The sequence below is a fragment of the Collinsella tanakaei genome (assembly GCF_021531055.1).
Lineage (GTDB): Bacteria > Actinomycetota > Coriobacteriia > Coriobacteriales > Coriobacteriaceae > Collinsella > Collinsella tanakaei_B.
Genome location: NZ_JADYTL010000006.1, coordinates 153,001 through 174,019 on the forward strand (window position 1 = coordinate 153,001; position 21,019 = coordinate 174,019).

At 67.0% G+C, this 21,019-nt stretch carries 11 protein-coding genes; 4 read left to right on the forward strand and 7 right to left on the reverse strand.

The features are described from left to right. Positions 1-29 precede the first annotated feature (29 nt). The 5 genes from murJ to I6E04_RS07355 form a co-directional block, all read right to left on the reverse strand. Positions 30-2,105: a murein biosynthesis integral membrane protein MurJ gene (gene murJ / locus I6E04_RS07335; protein ID WP_235422536.1), complete on the reverse strand. Its 2,076-nt coding sequence runs from the start codon at positions 2,103-2,105 to the stop codon at positions 30-32. 6 nt (positions 2,106-2,111) lie between these two features. After that, positions 2,112-2,606, reverse strand: coding sequence for a Cys-tRNA(Pro) deacylase (gene ybaK / locus I6E04_RS07340; RefSeq protein ID WP_235422537.1), 495 nt, complete (start codon positions 2,604-2,606; stop codon positions 2,112-2,114). Positions 2,607-2,690: 84 nt separating this feature from the next. Next, positions 2,691-4,019, reverse strand: coding sequence for an NlpC/P60 family protein (locus tag I6E04_RS07345; RefSeq protein ID WP_235422538.1), 1,329 nt, complete (start codon positions 4,017-4,019; stop codon positions 2,691-2,693). Between the two features lie 370 nt (positions 4,020-4,389). Then, a complete protein-coding gene (gene uvrA, locus I6E04_RS07350; protein ID WP_235422539.1) occupies positions 4,390-7,257 on the reverse strand; it encodes an excinuclease ABC subunit UvrA in 2,868 nt (955 codons plus the stop codon). 218 nt (positions 7,258-7,475) lie between these two features. After that, positions 7,476-8,774: a sirohydrochlorin cobaltochelatase gene (locus I6E04_RS07355; protein WP_235422540.1), complete on the reverse strand. Its 1,299-nt coding sequence runs from the start codon at positions 8,772-8,774 to the stop codon at positions 7,476-7,478. 223 nt (positions 8,775-8,997) lie between these two features. Between I6E04_RS07355 and I6E04_RS07360 the strand changes: the two genes are divergently transcribed. Both I6E04_RS07360 and I6E04_RS07365 read left to right on the forward strand, forming a co-directional pair. Beyond that, positions 8,998-14,829, forward strand: coding sequence for a DUF7601 domain-containing protein (locus I6E04_RS07360; protein WP_235422541.1), 5,832 nt, complete (start codon positions 8,998-9,000; stop codon positions 14,827-14,829). 379 nt (positions 14,830-15,208) lie between these two features. Next, on the forward strand, positions 15,209-17,788 hold the full coding sequence (locus tag I6E04_RS07365) for an FAD-dependent oxidoreductase (RefSeq protein ID WP_235422542.1): 2,580 nt from the start codon (positions 15,209-15,211) through the stop codon (positions 17,786-17,788). A gap of 114 nt (positions 17,789-17,902) precedes the next feature. Here the strand turns inward: I6E04_RS07365 and I6E04_RS07370 are convergent, their stop codons facing one another. Both I6E04_RS07370 and I6E04_RS07375 read right to left on the reverse strand, forming a co-directional pair. Continuing rightward, complete coding sequence (locus I6E04_RS07370; RefSeq protein ID WP_235422543.1) at positions 17,903-18,334, reverse strand: type II toxin-antitoxin system VapC family toxin; 432 nt, start codon at positions 18,332-18,334, stop codon at positions 17,903-17,905. Further along, on the reverse strand, positions 18,327-18,611 hold the full coding sequence (locus I6E04_RS07375) for a type II toxin-antitoxin system RelB/DinJ family antitoxin (protein WP_235422544.1): 285 nt from the start codon (positions 18,609-18,611) through the stop codon (positions 18,327-18,329). Before I6E04_RS07375 ends, I6E04_RS07370 begins: the two co-directional genes overlap by 8 nt. A 208-nt stretch (positions 18,612-18,819) precedes the next feature. On the opposite strand from I6E04_RS07375, the gene I6E04_RS07380 reads away from it, so the two are divergent. Together I6E04_RS07380 and I6E04_RS07385 are read left to right on the forward strand one after the other, a co-directional pair. Beyond that, entirely contained in the window at positions 18,820-19,665 is an 846-nt protein-coding gene (locus I6E04_RS07380) for an Mrp/NBP35 family ATP-binding protein (RefSeq protein WP_328225588.1), read from the forward strand. Beyond that, positions 19,666-20,958: an FAD-dependent oxidoreductase gene (locus I6E04_RS07385; RefSeq protein WP_235422545.1), complete on the forward strand. Its 1,293-nt coding sequence runs from the start codon at positions 19,666-19,668 to the stop codon at positions 20,956-20,958. Positions 20,959-21,019 lie beyond the last annotated feature (61 nt).

A 21,019-nucleotide genomic window follows, 5' to 3' on the forward strand; every position in this document is an offset into this window, starting at 1 on the left:
CGGACCATCCCCCTTCTACGATACGACGCCTACGCGCGACTCGGCAGGAAGCGCGCCACGAGCGAGCGGATGAACGAGACCTCGGGCAGCTTGAGCGCGATGCCGAGACCGAAGGTGATCAGCACCGCGGGCACGCCGCCCGCGAACGCATACAGCAGCGCGCGCATGATGCCACCCTCGGCGAGAGGGCCGGCGACGGCCTGCAGGCCCATCAGGATCGCGGCGCCGACGGCCGCCCCCAGCAGGCCCAGGGCAAGCGAGCGCACGCCCGCCACGACCATGGAGCGAAAGCCGATATGCCCGAGCTCGTGGCGCAGGAACAGCAGAGTGACCAGATCGATCGACACGAAGAAGAACGTCGAGCTGAAGCCCACCACGTTGAAGCCGAACACCGGCGTGAACACGAGGCACATGGCGATCTGGATGGCACCGGCGATGCACTCGGCGATCGCGAACAGCTTCATCCTGCGAAGCGACGAGCACGCCTTCTGCAGATACGTGCACAAGCCGTACCCGGGCAGCGAGATGGAGAGCCAGACGATGTACGTCGAGAGGATATCCACGTCCTCGGCGGACATGCGCCCGCTTTTGAGCATGTTGGACAGGCACGGCGCGAACACCATGAGATAGAGGGCGAACGGGATCAGCAGGAACAGGATCTGCCCCGATCCGCTCGCCAGACCCTCCACGAAGCGCTTCATGCGCCCGCTCGCCACGAACGACGAGAGCTCGGTGAACATGGCCGTCGTGATGGGGATGGCGAACACCGAATACGGCAGGATGTACCAGATGCGCGCGTAATAGGTGATCGACGCACCGCTCGGATTGACCGACAGGGCGCAGGCGCTCTGGACCGAGGTCGTGGCGAACGAGACCACGGTCACCACGAGCGTGGGGATGCCGATGGAGAGGGTCTCGCGGATCAGCGGATCGTGGATATCGATCCGCGGCGAAAGATGGACACCGTGCCGCGAAAGCGCGGGCACCTGCATGACCACCTGGACGAGCACGCCCAACGGGTTCGAGATCGCGAGCACGAGGATGCCCGCCATGGGATTCGACTCCGCGACCACACCGTAGATGAAAAACGCGGCGGTGATCACGATGTTGTTGGCGATGGGTGCCGCCGTGGACCAGAAATAGTCACGCTCCGCGTTCAGAATGCTCGAGATGACCGACGAAAGGGCGTAGAGCACGATCTCGATCGCAAAGAAGCGGAAGAAGTACGTGGCGAGGTCGAAGTCGAACTCCGACGAGGCGTTGAACGCCTGCGTCCAGATGATCTGCCCGGCGAAGATGAACGAAAGGATCGAAAGCGCGCCCATGAGCAGCGTCACGAGCGAGAGCAGATTCGATGCGTACGCGCAGGCGCCGACACGGCCCGCCTTTTTCTTCGTCGAGACGTAGACCGGCAAAAACGCGGTGACGAGCATGCCGCCCATCACGAGCTCGTACAGGGCGTTGGGCAGGTTGTTGGCGACGGTGAACGCGCTGGCGACGAGCGTCGTGCCCATGCCGAACGCCTGTGCCCACGTGCGGAAGAAGCCGGTGATGCGGCTCACGATGACAAGGCCGCTCATGAGTGCGGCGGAGCGACCGACGTCGGCGACGCTCGCCTCGTCCTCCTCGGCGCCGACGGGCTCGACGGAGGTATCCTCCGTCTGGATGCGGCCGGGCCCCGTCTCGAACAGATCCTCGTCATCCCATGCATCGGGCGTCGGATCGCCGATGAGCGCGAACTGCGCGGACTCGTCGGGACGCGGCGCGTTGAAACCTGCGGAGGCGGCCGTCGCGTACTGGGAGGACACCATGAACGCGGCGGTCTCCTCCGGCGAGGTCGTCGGCGGGGCGACGAGCGGGGCGTCCTCGGCGTCCTTCGATGCCGCGGAGCCGGATGCGGGGCGCAAGGCGTCGATACGCGACGGGTCGACACCGGCGGCGATCAGGAACATCGTCGTCTCATCGGGCGAGGCGCCACGTGCGGCAGATGGCGCAGCCGGCGCGGCGGGCGCGGTATCGCGCGGCGTCGCCGCGTCGTCGCGCGAAGGCTTGAAATGCGAACCCCGCGGGCGCGGGATGTCGTCGACGTCGAATCCGTCTGTCATGCAAACCTAGCCTTTCCTGCAGATCGAGGCGACAGTCGCCCCGGTATGGGCGATCAAGTCGCTCGGTGAGAGCTTCAATTGTATGCCGCGACGGCCGCCCGAGATGAAAATCCGGTCGTACCGCATGCAACGTTCATCGATCAGTGTCAAAAACCGCTTCTTCATGCCCACGGGCGAGCATCCGCCCCGGATGTACCCCGTGGTGCCCAGCAGGTCGCGAACGTGCATCATGGAGAGGGACTTCTGCCGCGCGGCGCGGGCGGCCGCCTTGAGGTCGAGCTCCTCGGCGACGGGAATGCAGCACACCACGTGATCGCCGCTCGGAGCGACGGTCACGAGGGTCTTGAACCCCTGGCCGGGGTCCTCGCCGAGCTGCTCGGATACGTGAATGCCCGAGAGGTCGTTCTCGTCGACCTCGTAGGTGATCACCTCGAATGCGATGTGCGCGCGCTCGAGCTCGCGCATCGCGTTGGTCTTCTGAACGCTTTCCTTGCGTCCCATGGCCCCTCCCATATCAAAACGGCCCCAAGGCACGAAGCCTTGGAGCCGTCAATCGGTCCATCCTGACCAGAACGGCCGGAATCGTTAGATGATCGAGCCGCCGCCCAAGAAGCCGCCGATGTAGTCGAGCGTGCGATAGCCGACGCCCGCACCGGGGATGGAGTCGATCATCGAACCGCCGCCGATGTAGATGCCCACATGGCCGCAGTAGCGACCGCCGGAGCTGAAGAAGACGAGATCGCCGTACTGGAGGTTGTTGCGGTTGGTGGTCCAGGTACCGCGTGCCTTGACCTTTGCCATGTAGGACTCGGGGCTGTTGGAACGCGAACCGTAACCGAGCGCGAAGTCGACGACGCCCGAGCAGGTGAACCAGGAGCTGCTCGTGGAACCGGTCCAGTAGTAGCCGGAGTAGGAGTACCCGGAGCCGATGATGCTCTGGGCCTTGGCGACCATGGCGCTCGCGCTCGAGGTCGGGCCGCTCGGGACCGAGGAACCGCCGCCGGAACCCTGGCTGCCGCCGTCATCGTCATCCGAGTCATCGTCATAGCTCGGCGAGTCGTCGTAACCGGAATCGGAATCGGAGTCGGAGTCGGAGTCGGAGTCGTCGGAAGCGCTGTCGTTGGAATCCGAGGAATCGTCGTTCGAGCCGGAGTCGGACGCGGCGTCGTTCGAGGAACCCTCATCGCTATCGGAGGCGTTATCGCCAGCCTGCTCGCTTTCGGCCTCCTCCTCGGCGGCCTCGGCTGCCCTGCGGGCGGCCTCCTCGGCGGCGGCCTTACGGGCGGCCTCCTCCTCGGCGGCGAGCTGGGCCTTCAGCTCGTCGGAAAGCTGGTCGTAGTACGACTGGGCCTCGGATGCGGCGGCCGCGGCGGCGTCGGATTTCTCCTGCTGCTCGACGACGAGCTTCTCCTGCTCGGCCTTCTGCTCCTCGAGCTCCTTCTTGTTCTGCTCGAGCGACTCCATGAGCTCATGCGTCGTCGTGATGACGCCCTGCTTGTGCTCGGCCGCCTTGTCGGCGTAATGGAGGTTGGAGATCAGGTTGGAGAAGCTGCCGGAGTTGAGCAGCACCGAGACGATACTCGCGCTGCCGCCCGACTTGTACTGATCGGAGACGAGGTCGCCGAGCTCGTCCTGATAGACGGCGAGCTGCTTCTCCTCCTCGGCGATCTCGGCGGTGGTCTCCTTGATCTTGGTCTTGGTCTCGTCCAGGTTGTTGGAGACCGTGATGAGGTCGTTGCTCGCCTGCTCGGCGGTCGAATACAGGGCGTTGAGCTGCTGGGAAACGCTATCGAGCTGCTGCTGGAGCTCCGCCGACGAAGCCGCCATGGCGGGTGCGGGGCTCAGACCGGCGATGAGCGCGAAGCTCAGGCCGAAAACGGGAATGGCGGTGAGGCTGCGTTTAAAGTGCGCCATGAATTACATCTCCTAACGGTGCGCCACGTGGGTGCGTCGAGCGCTCGTGTCGGTCATCTTCCCTTCTCGTGCGAACGAGTCAATGATGGGCACATTCTATCAGCACCGCCCCGATAGCCAAAATGCTCCATCCGCACTCCACACCAAGTTAAGCTTCAAGTTGAGCTTCAACCCGCAGCTCACAAGGGGTGTCGCTCGGTGAAGACACGCAGGTCGCAGGCGATTTATCTGCCAAAACCGACACGATTTCACCACCGGAACGGTCTGTTGGAAGAGCTCCTGCAAACCGCGTACCCCTCCCGAACGAAACCCCACGGGTTGGCTGGAGGGGTCGGATGGAACACGTCCCCATCCAACCCATTCCCACGTGCTACTTCGCTTGCCGCGCGCGGTCGCGCTCGAGGATGGGCGCCAAGAAGCGACCGGTGTAGCTCGCCTCGCAGGCGGCGACCTGCTCGGGCGTGCCCGCCACGACGATGCGCCCGCCGCCGTTGCCACCCTCGGGGCCCAGATCGATGATGCGGTCGGCGACCTTGATCACATCGAGGTTGTGCTCGATCACCAGCACCGTGTTGCCCGCGTCGACCAGACGCTGCAGCACGTCGATGAGCTGGCGCACGTCCTCGAAGTGCAGACCGGTCGTCGGTTCGTCCAGGATGTAGAAGGTCTTGCCCGTCTGCTTGCGGTGCAGCTCCTTGGCGAGCTTCACGCGCTGCGCCTCGCCACCCGACAGCGTCGTAGCCGGCTGCCCGAGCCGCACGTAGCCCAAGCCCACATCGTAGAGCGTCTGGAGCTTGCGTTTGATCTGCGGGATGTTGCCGAAGAACCCAAGCGCCTCGGTCACGCTCATGTCGAGCACGTCCGAGATGGACTTGCCGCGATAGAGCACCTCGAGCGTCTCGCGGTTGTAGCGCTTGCCGCCGCACACCTCGCAGGGCACGTAGATGTCGGGCAGGAAGTGCATCTCGATCTTGATCTGGCCGTCGCCCTTGCAGGCCTCGCAGCGGCCACCCGAGACGTTGAACGAGAAACGCCCGGGCGAGTAGCCGCGCGCCTTGGACTCGGGCACGCTCGCGAACAGCGCGCGCAAATCGTCCCACAGCCCGATATAGGTCGCCGGATTCGAACGCGGCGTGCGCCCGATCGGGGACTGGTCGATATCGATCACCTTGTCGATCTGCTCCATGCCCTCGATGGCGCGATAGGGCCCCACCGGACGGGCGGAATGATGGATCGCGTTCGTGAGCGCCGGTGCGATGGTATCGGTCACCAGCGAGCTCTTGCCCGATCCGGAGACACCGGTCACCACCGTGAACGTGCCGAACTCGATCTTGACGGTCACGTTGTGCAGATTGTTCGCACGGGCGCCGCGAACCACGAGCGCGCCGCGCCCCGGCTGCCGGCGCTCCTCGGGCAGGCGGATCATGCGCTTGCCGGTCAGGTACTGCCCGGTGAGCGAGGCGGGGCACGCCATGATGTCGGCGGGCGTGCCGGCGCACACGACCTCGCCGCCGTTCTCGCCGGCGCCCGGCCCCATATCGATCACGAAATCGGCGGCGCGGATGGTGTCCTCGTCGTGCTCGACCACGATCACCGTGTTGCCGAGGTCGCGCAGGCGCTCGAGCGTGGCGATGAGGCGCTCGTTGTCGCGCTGGTGCAGGCCGATGGAGGGCTCGTCCAAGATGTAGAGCACGCCCATGAGGCCGGCGCCGATCTGCGTGGCCAGGCGGATGCGCTGCGCCTCGCCGCCCGACAGCGTGGCGGAGGCGCGATCGAGTGTGAGGTAGTCCAGACCCACGTCGACCAAAAAGCGCAGGCGCTCCATGATCTCCTTGACGATGCGGCCGCCGATGAAACGCTGGCGCTCGTCGAGTTCGAGCCCCTCGAAGAACTCGAGCGACTCGCGGCAGCTCATACAGCAGACCTCGTAGATGGATTTACCGCCCACCGTGACGGCGAGCATCTCGGGGCGCAGGCGCGCACCGTGACACGAATGGCAGGGCTCCTCGCGGATGTACTTCTCGAGCCGCGCCTTGGTGTTGTCGTTGGTGGTCTCGATGTAGCGCTCGTACAGGATGTTGCGCACGCCGGAGTACTTGGTGAACCAGTGCGTGTCGCGACCGTCCTGCGTGTGGTAGTCGACACGCATCTTCTTGTCGCCCAAACCGTCGAGGAAGATCTTGCGCACACGGGCCGGCAGGTCGCGCCAGGGCGTCGCGGGATCGACCTTCAGGTGCTTGGCGAGCGCGCGGAAGATCTGGGGGTAGTAGTTCGACTTGCCGAAGAAGCTGCCGAACACGCCCTCGTCGATGGACAGGCTCGGATCCTCGATGAGGGCCTCGGCGTCCACCACCTTCTTGAAGCCCAGGCCGTCGCACTCCGGACAGGCGCCGTAGGGCGCGTTGAACGAGAAGTCGCGCGGCTGCAGGTCGTCGATGGAGTGTCCGTGCTCGGGGCAGGCGAGCGCCAGCGAATAGGTCAGAAGGTCTCCGGGCGTCCCCTCGGGGGCGTCGCGGTCGGGCAGCAGGTACACCGCCACGCGGCCGTTCGCGAGCCTCGTCGCCTGCTCGACGGCCTCCGCGATGCGGCCCACGCCCCCCTCGCGGATGACGATGCGGTCCACGACCACCTCGATGGTGTGGCGGAACTTCTTGTCGAGCTCGATGGGGTCGTCCAAGCTGCGCACCTCGCCGTCGATGCGCACGCGCGAGAAGCCCTCGCGGCGCAGGTCGTCGAGCAACTTGGCGAACTCGCCCTTGCGGTCGGTGACGACGGGGGCGAGCACGAGCGCGCGGCGGCCGAGCCCGGCGTCCATGATCTTGTCCGCGACCTGGTCGGTCGTCTGGCGCTCGATCACCCGTCCGCACTCGGGGCAGTGCGGCGTGCCGATGCGTGCGAACAGCAGGCGCAGGTAGTCGTAGATCTCGGTCACCGTACCCACCGTGGAGCGCGGGTTTTTGGACGTCGTCTTCTGGTCGATGGACACCGCCGGCGACAGGCCGTCGATCGAATCGAGGTCGGGCTTGTCCATCTGCCCCAAAAACTGGCGGGCATAGCTCGACAGGCTCTCGACATAACGGCGCTGGCCCTCGGCGTAGATGGTGTCGAAGGCGAGGCTCGACTTGCCGGAACCGGACAGGCCGGTGATGACGACGAGCTGGTCGCGGGGGATCTCGACGTCGACGTCGCGCAGGTTGTGCTCGCGCGCGCCGCGGATGATGATGGAGCTATCTGACATGGATATCCTTCCGGAACGCCATGGTTCGTTCAGGGCATCAGTCTACCCGTTTTGCCACCGGACACGTGTTCGCACCGAACGGCCGTCACGGGATACCCACGCCATGTTCGGTACCCACGCCCGACAGCCCGCCGCAACGCCTCCGCCATGGAGGACGGGCCGGCGCGACGGGGTGCGCTCACGTATCGAGCTGGATCCGCTCTAAGCTCGACATCGCGCTACGGCAGGATATCGCGAATCCGCGCGGCGGCGCGCGCGGTCACGACATGACCGTCGGGCGTGGCGTCGCGCGAGACGACCCCCGCCACCGTATGCTCCCCTTCGCAGAGCGCCGGAAAGAAGAACGTGCACTCGTCCGAAGCGTCGGCGACCGACACCGGCACGCCGAGACGGCGGCAGCGATCGCCCACCATACGGTTGACCTCGCGGTCACCGGTCGCCGCGATGACCAGCGAGCAGCCCTCCTCATCGCCGGGGCGGTACGGACGCGTCCGCACCTCATCCGCCGCGCGGCGGGCCCCGTCGAGCGGCGTGGGATCCACGACCGTCACGCGCGCCCCGAAGCGCGCAAGCGCCTCGGCGCGGCGGCTTCCGACGGCACCGCCACCGACCACCAGGCATCGCACGCCGGAAAGGTCGACGAACAGCGGGAACCGAGCGGTCGGGGCCGAATGTGCTGCCGACGCATCCATCGTGATGTCCGCGCGGACCGTCTCGACAGGCGCCGCAGTCCGCATGTGGCCGATCGCCAGCTGGTGGACCTCCGGCCACGCGCCCAGCCCGCACGCCGTCGCCCGGACGCGGAACCCGGCATCGGACAGCAGGTGCGCCCAGCTCTCCCCCGTCGTCCCGAGCACATCGCGCTGCGCATGGATACCGGGTGCGACCATGAGCGGGGCGAGCGCCACGTCGCGCGCCCCCATCCGCTCCAGCGCACCGCGCACCGCGGCACGGGACGGCTCCCCGCGAAGCGCGCCAATCATCACGTCATCGCGTCCGCGCAGGTGCAGCGCGTATCCGAGCGCCGCATACGCGAGCTGCCCCACCCCGTCGGCGCCATGGCCGACGAGCACGACGGCGGCGTGTTCGCACCGCGGATAGCGCACGTCGATGGCCTGTGCGAGCGTCTCGGCATCTTCGGCGGACGACAGCAGGGGCGCCGCCAGGTGCACGGCATCGAACAACGGCGCCTTGGCACGTACGGCACGGCACGCCGAACGATAGGATGCACCGCCGACCACATGCGTCACGGCGACCGTCACGTCGCGCACGCCCGCCGCCCAAAGTTCCTCGAGCGCGTCCGCCACGCACGGCACCGTCACGCCGCGCTTCGCACACGCGGCACGGACCCTGTCGCTCGTGAAGGCGATGCGTACCGGCGCACCCGCGGTCGCATCGGGGTGAAAGGCATCCACCAGCGCCCGCTCGAGCGGCGCGACATACGCCGCGCGGACGCGAGGGTCCGCACAGCCGCTCCCGACGATGAGAAGCCCGTGCCGTCCATCCATCCGTCCCATAGCGCCTCCTCGTGCCTCCACCCGAATCGACCATCGATCCATGCGATGCATCCACCATACTCCCCGAAGCGCCGATGCGGCACCGGGTTCGTCCCAAGGAAATCGCAAGGTTCTTCAGAAAGCCCTAAGCGCGATGTGTGGCGACGCGCGGGTACAGGCGGAATAACCGCTCCCGTCGCTCGCTTCCGACGGCCAGGCCCGCCCGAAGCGGAATCGAGGCCCCATGCATCGCCACATCCGTCCACGCGTCCTTCCCGTCATCTTCGCCGTCATCCTGAGCGCGACCCTCGCCAGCCCCCTCGCGGCATCCGCCGTGCCCGATACGGACGCCACCGCGGACCTTCCCCTGAAGATCGTGGATCCCGACACCTCCACGAGCTGGGAGGGCCTGTTTCGCTCGCCCGGCTCCGCACAGGACGCCTACTCGTTTTCCACGGAGCAAGCGGGGCGCATCTGGGCCGACAAATCCGTCTACGCGGCCGACGACCAAGCGCGTGACGCCGGTGTCGCCGCCTCCCTGCGCGACCGGGACCGCGGCTTTCTGGTCAGCCTTTCCGCTCTCTCCTCGTCGGCATCCATCCGGCACGAGGACGGCCTTTCCCACGACGTCGTGTTCGTCGTGAGCGCGAACGCCGTCCTCGCCGATAAGACCTACAACGGGCGCGCGCAGGCAGACCACCTCGTATCGGCCCTCAACGCCGCCATATCCCAACTCATGGCCGAAAACGACAGCGCCGCCGTGCCGACCCGCGTCGGTGTGGTCGCCTACTCCTCCGAGGTGACCGTCCTCATGCCGCTCGCCGTCTACGCACCCGATGGCAACGGCTCGTACCTGGCATACGAGGCGAGAGCGAACGGCCGCGACCCGCATCTCGTCGTGACCGGCACCGCCGACGGCGTGCAGACCTCCAACGCCGCGCTTCGCAGCGGATCGTACCTCCAGCGCGCCGTCCACGTCGGCGCCGATATGCTCGAGGCGGCAGCCGCCGACCCGGACGCCGCATCGCGCGCGCCCGAGCTCGTCGTCATGGGCATCCAGACCCCACCGATGGCGAACGTGGACCTGCTCGACCCCGCCGTCTACACCGGCGCGGCGGACGGATTCCTGGGACCGCTGCCCCACTCGCGCGAAAACGGGTACGGCACCGACGCGATGCTGGCGACGCTGCTCACCATGCGCGCCGACCGGCAGCGCATCGAGCGCGCATGGGAGCATGGCGGCGGCCCGCTGAAGGTCTACACCACGGGGCTCGACACCACGGCGACCGTCGCCTACCTGCTCGAGACCGCCGCGGAACAGGAGCACCGCACGCTACCCGGTTCGGGTGCGGCAGCAGGAATCGACCTTGCCGACAACCTTGAGCAGGCGGCGACGCGCTACGCCGAGGCGGCGGCGGACGGCAAGCCCGCCATCGCGCTCGACCTGTACGGATCGAGCCCGTCGGGACTCGCCGCGAAAACCGTCACGCTCCCCTGCATCCCCGACCTCCTGAAGACTTCCGGCGAAGGTCTGAGCTCGGTCGACGAGTACTTCTGCGCCCACAGCGTCCAAGCCGTCAGCTGGGCGTTCACCTCGGCGGTCAATCGCATCCTCGGCATCGAGTACGCCGCCCCGACCCCGACGGCTCCCGGCGAGGCGGGCGACGTGACCGTTCGGGACGCCATCGGCGTCGGTATGCAGCTCACCGACATGAAGGGCATCCAATACGGCTCGACCCTGCTCGACGGCGCGCTCGCGGCGCAGGCGGTGACCATCGGCGTGCAGGACCCCTGGGACATCGAGGCGACCCACGAGTTCGCCTACATCGTGGATGCGGTGAACGAACGCTACGACTTGGGCTACGCCGCCTACGACCTGCTCTTCGATGCGTTCTCCGACGGACAGTTCGCCTATGGCGGCGCGGACGACTACTCCAACCGCGCGAGCTGGTACGTCGACGCCGATCACCGCATGGTCGCCGGCGATGAGCGGCCCTACACCTTCGCCAGCGAGCGCGAACTCGCGGCGGTGCACGCCGGCGATTGGGAGGCCGACGCTCCCGATGATGTGCGCGCCGCCATCGAGACCGCCCGCGACCACGGCGCCGCAGCGGTCTGCGAGACCTGGTTCTACATCGGCAACCTCCCCAACCAATACACCGGCGGTGACGTGACCCTCTACGACTTCGTCATCATGGTGGAGACCGATCTTGCGACCGGACGGCAGACGTTGCTCGCCGCCATCCCCGCCGACGCCGTCCCGGCGATGCGGGCGCATGTGGATATCGCGCAGGACGGCCAGGCGACCATGACGGTCGACGACCCCGAACAGACGGATCCGGTGCGCCTCGTGTACGAAGTGGCGCCGACCTCCCACGTCGCGGATGTCCTCGACCGCATCACGCAGGGCGGGACCGCATCCGACGCGGACCTCGAGCAGGCGGTGGGCACGTCCCTTCCGCACACCGGCACCGGCGCGACCCTGCTCTTTGCGGGCGCGTTCACGGATACCGGCGGTGAGGTGCAGGCAGGGGCGAGCGCGTCGGCGATCGCCGCTCCGGCCAACGCCTACTACCTGTTCGGGGAGGCGACGCCGCTCTACACCCTCGTCGACGGCACCACGGCAGACCCCGCTTCCCCGAACGCCGAGGACCTCGAGCCGCTTCGGGGGCTTCCCCGAGCGGGTGCGACCTACTACGTGGAACAGACGGTCTACGAGGCGGCCTTCGATTCCCCCGACGAGGTCGTCGCCGTGGAACCGAAGCAACGGTTCGTCCCCTACGTCGCCCAGCCGACGACAGAAGACTCTCCGTACTCGATCGGCGAGGACGGTGTGTGCGTCGTCGCCGCGGGCACCCCGACCTCGCGACCGGCGGATGTGCGCCGCGGCATCGCCAAGAACCCCAACGCCACCGGCAGCGCACCGTACTCCATCATCTCGACGATCAAGGCGACCGATGGGAGCACGGCCCGCCTGAGCGCGCGGCTCGGCAACAACGGAGTCCTCGTCGTGCCGCCCGCCGCGGGCACGGCTGAGCTCACCGTCGGAAAGCGCGTGGATGCAGGCGAGCAGACCGCACCGGCGGCCTCGGATCGGACGTTTTCCTTCCGCATCACGCTGACGCGCGCCGACGGGACGCCGCTTGCAGGACCGATCCTGCTGCGCGGACCGGCTGGCGACGAGGCGGATCTCGCCCCGCTCGACGACGGCAAGATCACGCTCGAGCTCGCCGACGGGCAGCAGACGACGCTTGCGGGGCTTCCCGCAGGTTGCACCTATCGCATCGAGGAGAAGGCCTCCGGCGCCACGACGTACGACACGTCCTTTCGCATCGACGCACCCGACGGCACGACGGACGGGGACGGCGTGACGGCCAAGGGCACGCTTGCCGCCGGGGCCTCCGTCGCGACGTTCACCAACCGGCCGACCGCCGGCTCGATCCACCTGACCAAGACGGTGATCGGCAACGACGGTGACACGACCTTCGCGTTCCCGTTCGAGGTGAAACTCGCCCGCACCGACGATCGTCCACTCCCCCAAACGCTCGCCTATCGCATCGGCGACACGGCGCAGACGGGCACCGCGACGGTCGCCGACGACGGCATCGTGCGCCTCGAAGGCGACCGGCCCGTCGCGCTCGCGGACGGCGACGAGCTCACCATCATGGGCGTGCCGATCGGCGTGAGCTACACGGTGCGCGAAACGGATACGGATGGACACACGCCCCATATCGACAAGAGCACCGACGAAGCCGGCGCCCAGCGGATCGAGAGCGACCACGTGACGGGCGCGATCGACACCGACGGGCAAGTCGATACCCTCGCGTTCACCAACGAGCGCGTCACCTACGGCACGCTCGAGGTCACCAAGCGCACCGTCGGCGATGCCTCCCGCACCCCATTCGCCTTCACCGTCGAGCTTGTCGGCGATGACGGCACGCCCTTGAGCGGCACCGTGCGCTACCGCATCGACGGCTCCGGCGATCCATCACAGGAGGCGACGCTGGAAGACGGGGCGTTTACCATCGAACTAACCGGCGGTCAGACGCTTATCGTCGACGGGATACCCTGCGGCACGACGTACGACGTCCGCGAGCGGGATTACAGCGCGGATGGCTACCTCACGCTCCAATCCGGCGCCACGGGAACGATCGACGAGGCGCCGGCGCACGCGGTCTTTGCGAACGTCAAGACGACCGGCGCGTTGGACATCGCCGCGATCGCCACCGGAAACGCCGTGGAGCCCGACCGAACCTTCTCGTTCGACGTGACGCTATCCGGCCTGTTCACCGCCCAGCCGGCAGCATGCTCGACGCTGGAACTCACGTCCATGCGTTACGACGGCACCGAAGACGAACCCCATCGGGAAACGATCACATTCGAGCGCGTCGAAGGCGGCGATGACGGACATGCCGTCATCGCCGATGTGGCGGGTGCCACGGGCTTCGTCATCGACGGGCTCGCCCCCGGCATGGCGTTTCGCGTCGAGGAACTCGATGCGCAGGCGCTCAAGCAGGATGGCTACCGCATCTCGCTCGGACGGGAGCCGATCTTCGCGGACGGCACGGAGGTGAACCCCTACGATGGCGTCCTCGCCGATGGCGGTATCAGCACCGTCTACGCCGTGAACGCGCGCGACTTGTTCGGCGACCTTGCCCTGTCCAACCGAATCGAGGGCGCCGCGGCGGAAGCCGACGCGCAGGCGGGCATGCGGTTCCGCTACACCATCGACGCGAGGACCGCCACGGGCGATCCGATCACCGGAACCTACCCGATCGCCGCCACGGGAAACGTGACGGTCGACAACGACGCGACACGGGATTCGATCGCGTTCGTGAACGGACGAGCGAGGGTCTCCATCGCGGGAAACGGCACCCTCACCGTGCAGGGCATCCCGGCAGGCGGCAACGTCACGATATCGCAGGAAGACACCTCGACGAGCGGGTACACCACCACCCCGGACCTGGTGCAGGAATCTCAACTCGCGCCCGCCGAGACGACGGAGGTCTCGTACACGAACACCAAGAAGTACCGCCCGGCCTCGGTGGCGATCGCCGGCACCTCGACCATGCGCGGCCGACCGCAGCGGGATGGCGAATTCACCTATGAGCTGCTCGACGCCCACGGCGACCCGGTCACCGTCAACGGCACCGCCGCGCGCGCGACATCCTCCGCCGCACCGGCGGACGAGAGCGCGCCGTGGACACTCCCCGACCTCGCCTTCGATGCGCCGGGCACGTTCGCCTACCGCGTCGCCCAAGCGCTTCCCGACGACCGCGAGCCGGGCGTCACCTACGATGAGCGCGTCTACGACGTCACCGTCACCGTGATCTCAGATAGCGTCGGCAATCTTTCCGCCACAATCGCAAGCGACTTTGACGGCACGGAGTCACCCATCGCGTTCGTGAACAGCTATACCGAGCTTCGCGGATCGTCGCTCATCACCGGTATCAAGCGCCTCGACGGCGCGGCGCCCGCACCGGGGAGGTTCTCGTTCACTCTTCAGGAAATCGATGACGAAGGCGAACCGGTCGGCGACACCCTCGTCGCCCGCAACGATGCCACGGGCGCCATCGTCTTCGGTCCGTTTGCACTCGAGACGCCGGCGGGCACCGAAACGCACCGGACCTTCCTCATGCGCGAGAGCGTGCCGGACGATGCCGCATCGGACGGCATCGATTACGACACCCGCACGTTCCGCATCACGCTGACCGGCACCGATGGCGGCAACGGCGTGCTGGAGCTCGAGACGGCCGTCGCATGCGGGGCCGCAGGACAGGACGGAGCATGGGAGACGTGCGAAGAGGCGGCGTTTGAGAACAGGACGGTATCGACTCCCGACAACCCGGAAGGTCCCGATGGGCCAGGCGAGACTCCGGGTGATCCCGATGCGAAACCCGGCGACTCGTGCGAAGGAGCGAACACGCCCGACCGGGACGCCTCGGGCGAAAGCGCTTCCGTCGATACCGGCGCTCGCCTCATCGCCACCGGTGATACCTCCCTGCCTCCGATCGTCCCCTGCCTGATCGCTCTGGCCGGTCTGGCGCTCATCATCCGAGGCCGTATCCGCCGCTGACGGGGCACGATGGCCCGCCCGTCCCATCCCAAGATCACCTACCCCTGTTTACGGTTCGGTTTTGGGCGGCATGTCCGAGTAGACGGGTGCTTGCGCACATTAAATCCGCAGGTAACTCGAACGGCGTTTTTCGGTCTACTCAAGAGATGCCCCCAAAACCGAACCGTAAACGCAATGGGGGGGCGCGGCGGCTCTGCCGGCTTCGCCCCAAATTCGACAAACCGGACGAGATCACCGCGCCCCCTCTCCGGGAGATGGCGACACCGCCAGCGGGTTTGTCCCCGCGCGAGCCCCGGCCGAGGCCTATCATGAAGACATGGGTTTACGGGCACGCGACCGTCCCGGCCATGCGTGCTTAGCCTCAGAGAGGGGACGCATTATGAAATACCTGGTCGTCGGCGGTGTCGCCGCCGGAACCAAGGCTGCCGCCAAGATCAAGCGCTGCGACCGCGCCGCCGAGGTGAAGGTCATCACCAAGGGCGCCGACATCAGCTATGCCGGCTGCGGCCTGCCCTATTACGTGAGCGGCGACATCCCCACGCGCGAGGGGCTCATCGTCAACACGCCCGCCGCGTACGCCGGTCTCACCGGCGTCGAGGTGGAAACCGGCGCGGAAGCCACCGGGCTCGATGCCGCCGCGCACACGGTGCACGTGCGCCATGCGGACGGAAGCGAGGGCAACGAGACCTACGACAAGCTGATCGTCGCCACCGGCGCCGCCCCGATCGTGCCCGATGTGGCGGGATGCGACCTCGCGGGCGTCTTCTGCCTCCGCACGCCCGACGACGCATGCGGCCTGCGCGACTACGTGGAGCGCAACGCCTGTCGACGCGCCGTGGTGGTGGGCGCCGGCTTCATCGGCCTTGAGGCCGCCGAGGGCCTACTCGCCCGCGGCCTCTCCGTCACCGTGGTCGACGCGATGCCCCAGATCCTGCCGAACGTCTTCGATCCCGAGATGGCCGACTTCGCGAAGCGCCAGCTCAAGGCTGCCGGCGTCCGCGTGATCACCGGCGCCGCGCTCACCGGTGTCGCAGGTGACGGTCAGGTGACGGGCGTGCAGACGACGAACGGCTCGTTTGCCGCCGATGTCGTGGTCCTCGCCATCGGCATCCGTCCCGCCACGGCGTGGCTCGAGGACTCCGGCATCGAGATGTTCAAGGGCTGCGTGCTCGTGGACGAGCACATGGCCACCAACCTGCCCGACGTCTATGCCGCCGGCGATTGCGCCGAGGTGAGGAATTTCATCACCGGCCAGCCGCAGTGGAGCGCTATGGGATCCACGGCCAACATCTGCGGCCGCGCGCTCGCCCGCACGCTCACCGGTACGCCGACCGCCTACCCCGGTGCGCTCGGAACCGGCGTCGTGCGGATCCTTCCGACGCTGAACGGCGGACGCACCGGCCTCACCGAGGCCGCGGCGCGCGAGGCGGGCTTCGACCCGGAGTCAATCGTATGCGTCGTGGACGACAAGGCCCACTACTATCCCGGCTCCTCGAGCTTCTTCATCAAGCTCATCGCCTGCAAGCAGACGCACCGCCTGCTCGGCGTGCAGGCGCTCGGCGCAGGCGCGGTCGACAAGGTCGTCGACGTCGTGGTTGCCGCCCTGTACCAAAACCTCAAGGTCGAAGATCTCGACATGATGGATTTCGCGTACGCGCCGCCGTTCTCGACCGCCATCCACCCGCTCGTCACCGCCGGCTACATCCTGGAAAACAAGCTCGCCGGTGAACTCGAGAGCTTCACGCCCGCCGAGTACGCCGCGGGCGCCGCCGCGGGCTACGAGGTCATCGATGTCCTTCCCGCGCCCACGATCCCCGGTGCCACCTGGGTCGACCTCACCAAGATCGGACCCGACGGCATCGCCGGCGTGGCCACGGACGCCAAGCTACTGCTCGTATGCGCCAAGGGCAAGCGCGGGTACTTCGCGCAAAACCGCCTCAAGGCCGCCGGCTACACCGACACGCGCGTGCTCGAGGGCGGCATGACCTTCAACGAGGTCAAGGTCGCCCGCAAACCGGGCAAGAAGCTCCCCGCCGCCGAGATCAAGCGCCTGAAGGGCCTGGGCTGCCTGCAGGACAAGCGCTTCGACGACGTCTTCAACATCCGCGTGATCACGCGCAACGGAAAGTTGACCGCCGCGGAGCAGAAGGTCGTGGCCGAGGCGAGCGAGACGTTCGGCTCCGGCGAGGTCACGATGACCACGCGCCTCACACTCGAGATCCAAGGCGTTCCGTACGACAACATCGAATCCTGCATCGCGTTTTTGCAGGACCACGGCCTGGACGCCGGTGGCACCGGCTCCAAGGTGCGCCCGGTCGTGAGCTGCAAGGGCACCACCTGCCAGTACGGCCTGATCGACACCTTCGGTCTGTCCGAGAAGCTGCACGAACGCTTCTACGTGGGCTACCACGGCATCGAGCTGCCGCACAAGTTCAAGATCGCCGTGGGCGGCTGCCCCAACATGTGCGTCAAGCCCGACCTCAACGACCTGGGCATCGTCGGTCAGCGCGTGCCGCAAATCGTGGCCGAGAAGTGCCGTGCCTGCAAGGTCTGCCAGGTCGTGAAGGCGTGCCCCATGGGCGACGCACAGGTCGGACCGGACGGAAAGATCACCATCGACGGTTCTGCCTGCAATCACTGCGGACGCTGCATCGGCTCCTGCCCGTTCGACGCCGTGACCGAGGGGCTCGCCGGCTACAAGGTCTACATCGGCGGCCGTTGGGGCAAGAAGACCGCGCACGGCCGCGCGCTGGACAAGATCTTCACCAGCGAGGACGAGGTCATGGACGTCGTGGAGCGCGCCATCCTGTTCTTCCGCGACGAGGGTATCTCGGGCGAGCGCTTTGCCGACACCGTGGCGCGTCTGGGCTTCGACTACGTGCAGGACAAGCTCCTGACCGCGCCGATCGACAAGGAGGCCATCCTCAACAAGCAGGTCGTGGGCGGCGCCACCTGCTAGAGACCCAAACGGCCAGCCGACATGAAAGGCGGGGTGCGGTCCACGATTGGGACCGCACCCCGCCTTGTGTTGCCGACAGAGGAACGACCGTCGTATGTCGAACCGCCCCCACCGTCACCCTTCGCAGATTTCGAGGTACTCCGCACACGTTATCGCGCGCACCCTGGATGCGCGATACGCCTCGGCATCGCGCGTGAGGATGAAGTCGACGTTGTTCAGCTCCGCACATGCCCGCACGAGTCCGTCCTCGAAGTCCGGCTCATTCGAATGGATGGAAAGCTCACACTCCTCCGCCCCCGTCGGCGCGATGACGAGCAGCTCCATGAGCCATTCGATCGACTTCCGCGCATAGCGTTCGTCGTATTGGCGCTCGAGGACGTAATACGCGTCTTTCAACGAGGCGGCGGGGGTCATGCCCAAATCTCCCCCTCCGTTGCATCGCCGCAGGACACGGCATGCTTCATCCGACTCGGGCCGCTCGCGGCATACGGCATCGATCAGGATGTCGGTATCGAAGAGCAGGTAGTGATCGTTGTATCTATGCATACCGCCCCGCTATCATGTCGCGAAGATCTTCCTTCGTCATGGTTTTGAGCCATGTTGCCTCGGGAAGATCGGCGCGAAATCGCATGAAGCCCTCAAATGGATCCTCCTCGACGGTCACCTCGCGCTTCCCGTCGATGGGGATCTCGCCGGTGCGGGCGATATGCTCCCACACCTGACGGATCACGTCTCCCGCCTGGAGCCCGGCAGCGCGGAGATATGCATCCGCGCGCTCCTTGATGCGCTCATCAACCCGACCGGAAATGACCGCTGTGGCCATGGCTCCTCCTTTCGTATACACGTATACACTATAGGAATGCAACCCGTAGCCGTCAAGAACGTGTACCGGGATCGGCCGCCGCACCATCGCATCGCATCCCGCGCGCGATCGCCCGCTGCGGACGGGTACAATGGACCCGTGCCAACCATTGAGTGCCCGGCTCCGCGCACGGCATCGTCGCGCCGGGTTCAACCGAAAGGACCATCCCATGACCACCTGTGAACACGCCCAGGCCGCCGGCGGCCAGAGCGCCCCGATGCAGTTCGAGGAAAACAACCTCTCCGAGGTCAAGCGCGTCATCGCCGTGCTTTCCGGCAAGGGCGGCGTCGGCAAGTCGCTCGTGACCGGCTCGCTGGCCGTCGAGCTCGCCCGTGGCGGCGCCAAGGTCGGCATCCTCGACGCCGACATCACCGGCCCCTCTATCCCCCGCATGTTCGGCATGGGCGATCGCCGCGCCCACGGTTTGGGCAAGCTGCTGCTGCCCGAGATCTCCGAGGGCGGCGTCAAGGTCATGTCGTCCAACCTGTTGCTCCAAAACGAGACCGACCCCGTGCTCTGGCGCGGCCCGGTCATCGCCGGCGCCATCAAGCAGTTCTGGAGCGACACCTCCTGGGGCCCGCTCGACTACCTGCTCGTGGACATGCCCCCGGGCACGGGCGACGTCGCACTCACCGTGTTCCAGTCCCTGCCGGTCGACGGCATCGTCGTCGTCACGAGCCCGCAGGATCTCGTGTCCATGATCGTCGCCAAGGCGGTCAACATGGCCGATAAGATGAACGTGCCCGTGCTCGGTATCGTCGAGAACATGAGCTACGTGCAGTGCCCCGACTGCGGCCGCGCGATCGAGATCTTCGGCGCAAGCAAGCTCGACGACGTCGCCGCCACCTACAACCTGCCCGTCCTCGACCGTCTGCCCATCGATCCGGCGCTCGCCGCCGCCTGCGATGCCGGCACCATCGAGACCGAGCTTCTGGCCGGCACCCTGCCGCTCGCGCTCGCCGCGGTCAAGGCCGTCGAGCCCCACGAGGGCGACGAGCCCTCCGAGCAGGCCTAAGTGCCCGCATCCACCACATACGACGTCGCGATCATCGGCGGCGGCGCCTCTGGGCTCGCCGCCGCCATCTCCGCCGCGCGCGCCGGCGACTCGGTCATCGTCATCGAACGCGATGTCGAGCCGGGCCTTCCCATCCTCGCCACCGGCAACGGACGCTGCAACCTGTCGAACGCCTGCCTCGACCCCGTGCGCTATCGGCATCCCGACATCGCGCGCGCTGTCATGGGCGAGCATCCCGAGGACGAGCTCGCGGCATTCTTCGACTCGCTCGGCCTTATGACCTGCGAGGTCGACGGCAGGCTCTACCCCTACAGCAAACGCGCCGACTCCGTGCGCGACGCCCTGCTCATGGCGGTGGCGCCGCGAGCCGAACTGCGCACGTGCGCAGATATCGTCGGCGCCGCCTTTGACGAAGCGGACACTTGCTGGAATCTCGAGATCTCGGTGCCAGCCAAACCCCTGCCCGAGCCGAAAAAGTCGGTCACCGAGTTCAAAGCCCTTGTCCGTGCCCTGCGCAAGGAGCTTCGCCGTGCCGAGCGCGCGCGGGAGACCGTCCGCGCGCGTCGCGTCATCATCGCCTGCGGCGGTTCGTCGGAACACATGGCCGCGATGTTCGGCCTCCCCCATGTCGCCGAGGAGCCCGTGCTGTGCCCCGTCGCCTGTCAGCCCGCGGATAGCCACCATGTCACCTCGCGCTCCGCCGCATTCGAGCAGCTCGACGGCCTGCGCGTCGACTGCCGACTCTCCCTCATGCGCAACGGCACGTCCCTTTGGGCAGAGGACGGCGAGGTCCTCTTCCGTCCGTACGGCATCTCGGGCATCGTCGTGTTCGACCTCTCGCGTCGCTGTACCGCCGGCGACATCGTGGAGATCGACCTGTTCCCCACCCATAGTGAAGCGGAGCTTACGCGGCTTTTCGAAGCGCGTGCCGCTATCGTCGGCGACCCCGCCCAGATGACCGCCTCCTGGTTTTGCGGCCTGCACGACGGCAGACTCGGCGCGTATATCGCCACCATCGCCGGTTCGTTCGGTCACACCTGCAGCACCTACGCGCACCTTGCCAAGCACCTCGCCTTCGAGGTTCTGGGCACGACCGAGCACGCGAGCGCCCAGGTGCGGCGCGGCGGCATCCCCTTTAGCGCCGTCACCCTGCCCGGTCTTTCGGTTCGACCCGACATCGCGCCGGCGCTGGCCGTCTGCGGCGAGGCGCTCGACATGGATGCCGACTGCGGCGGGTTCAACCTCGCCTGGGCATGGCTGTCGGGAATCCGCGCAGCCGACATGTCAATCTGATCCGAGTGCGGGAAATTGGTGCCTGTCCCCATTTTCCCGCATGGGAAAATGGGGACAGGCA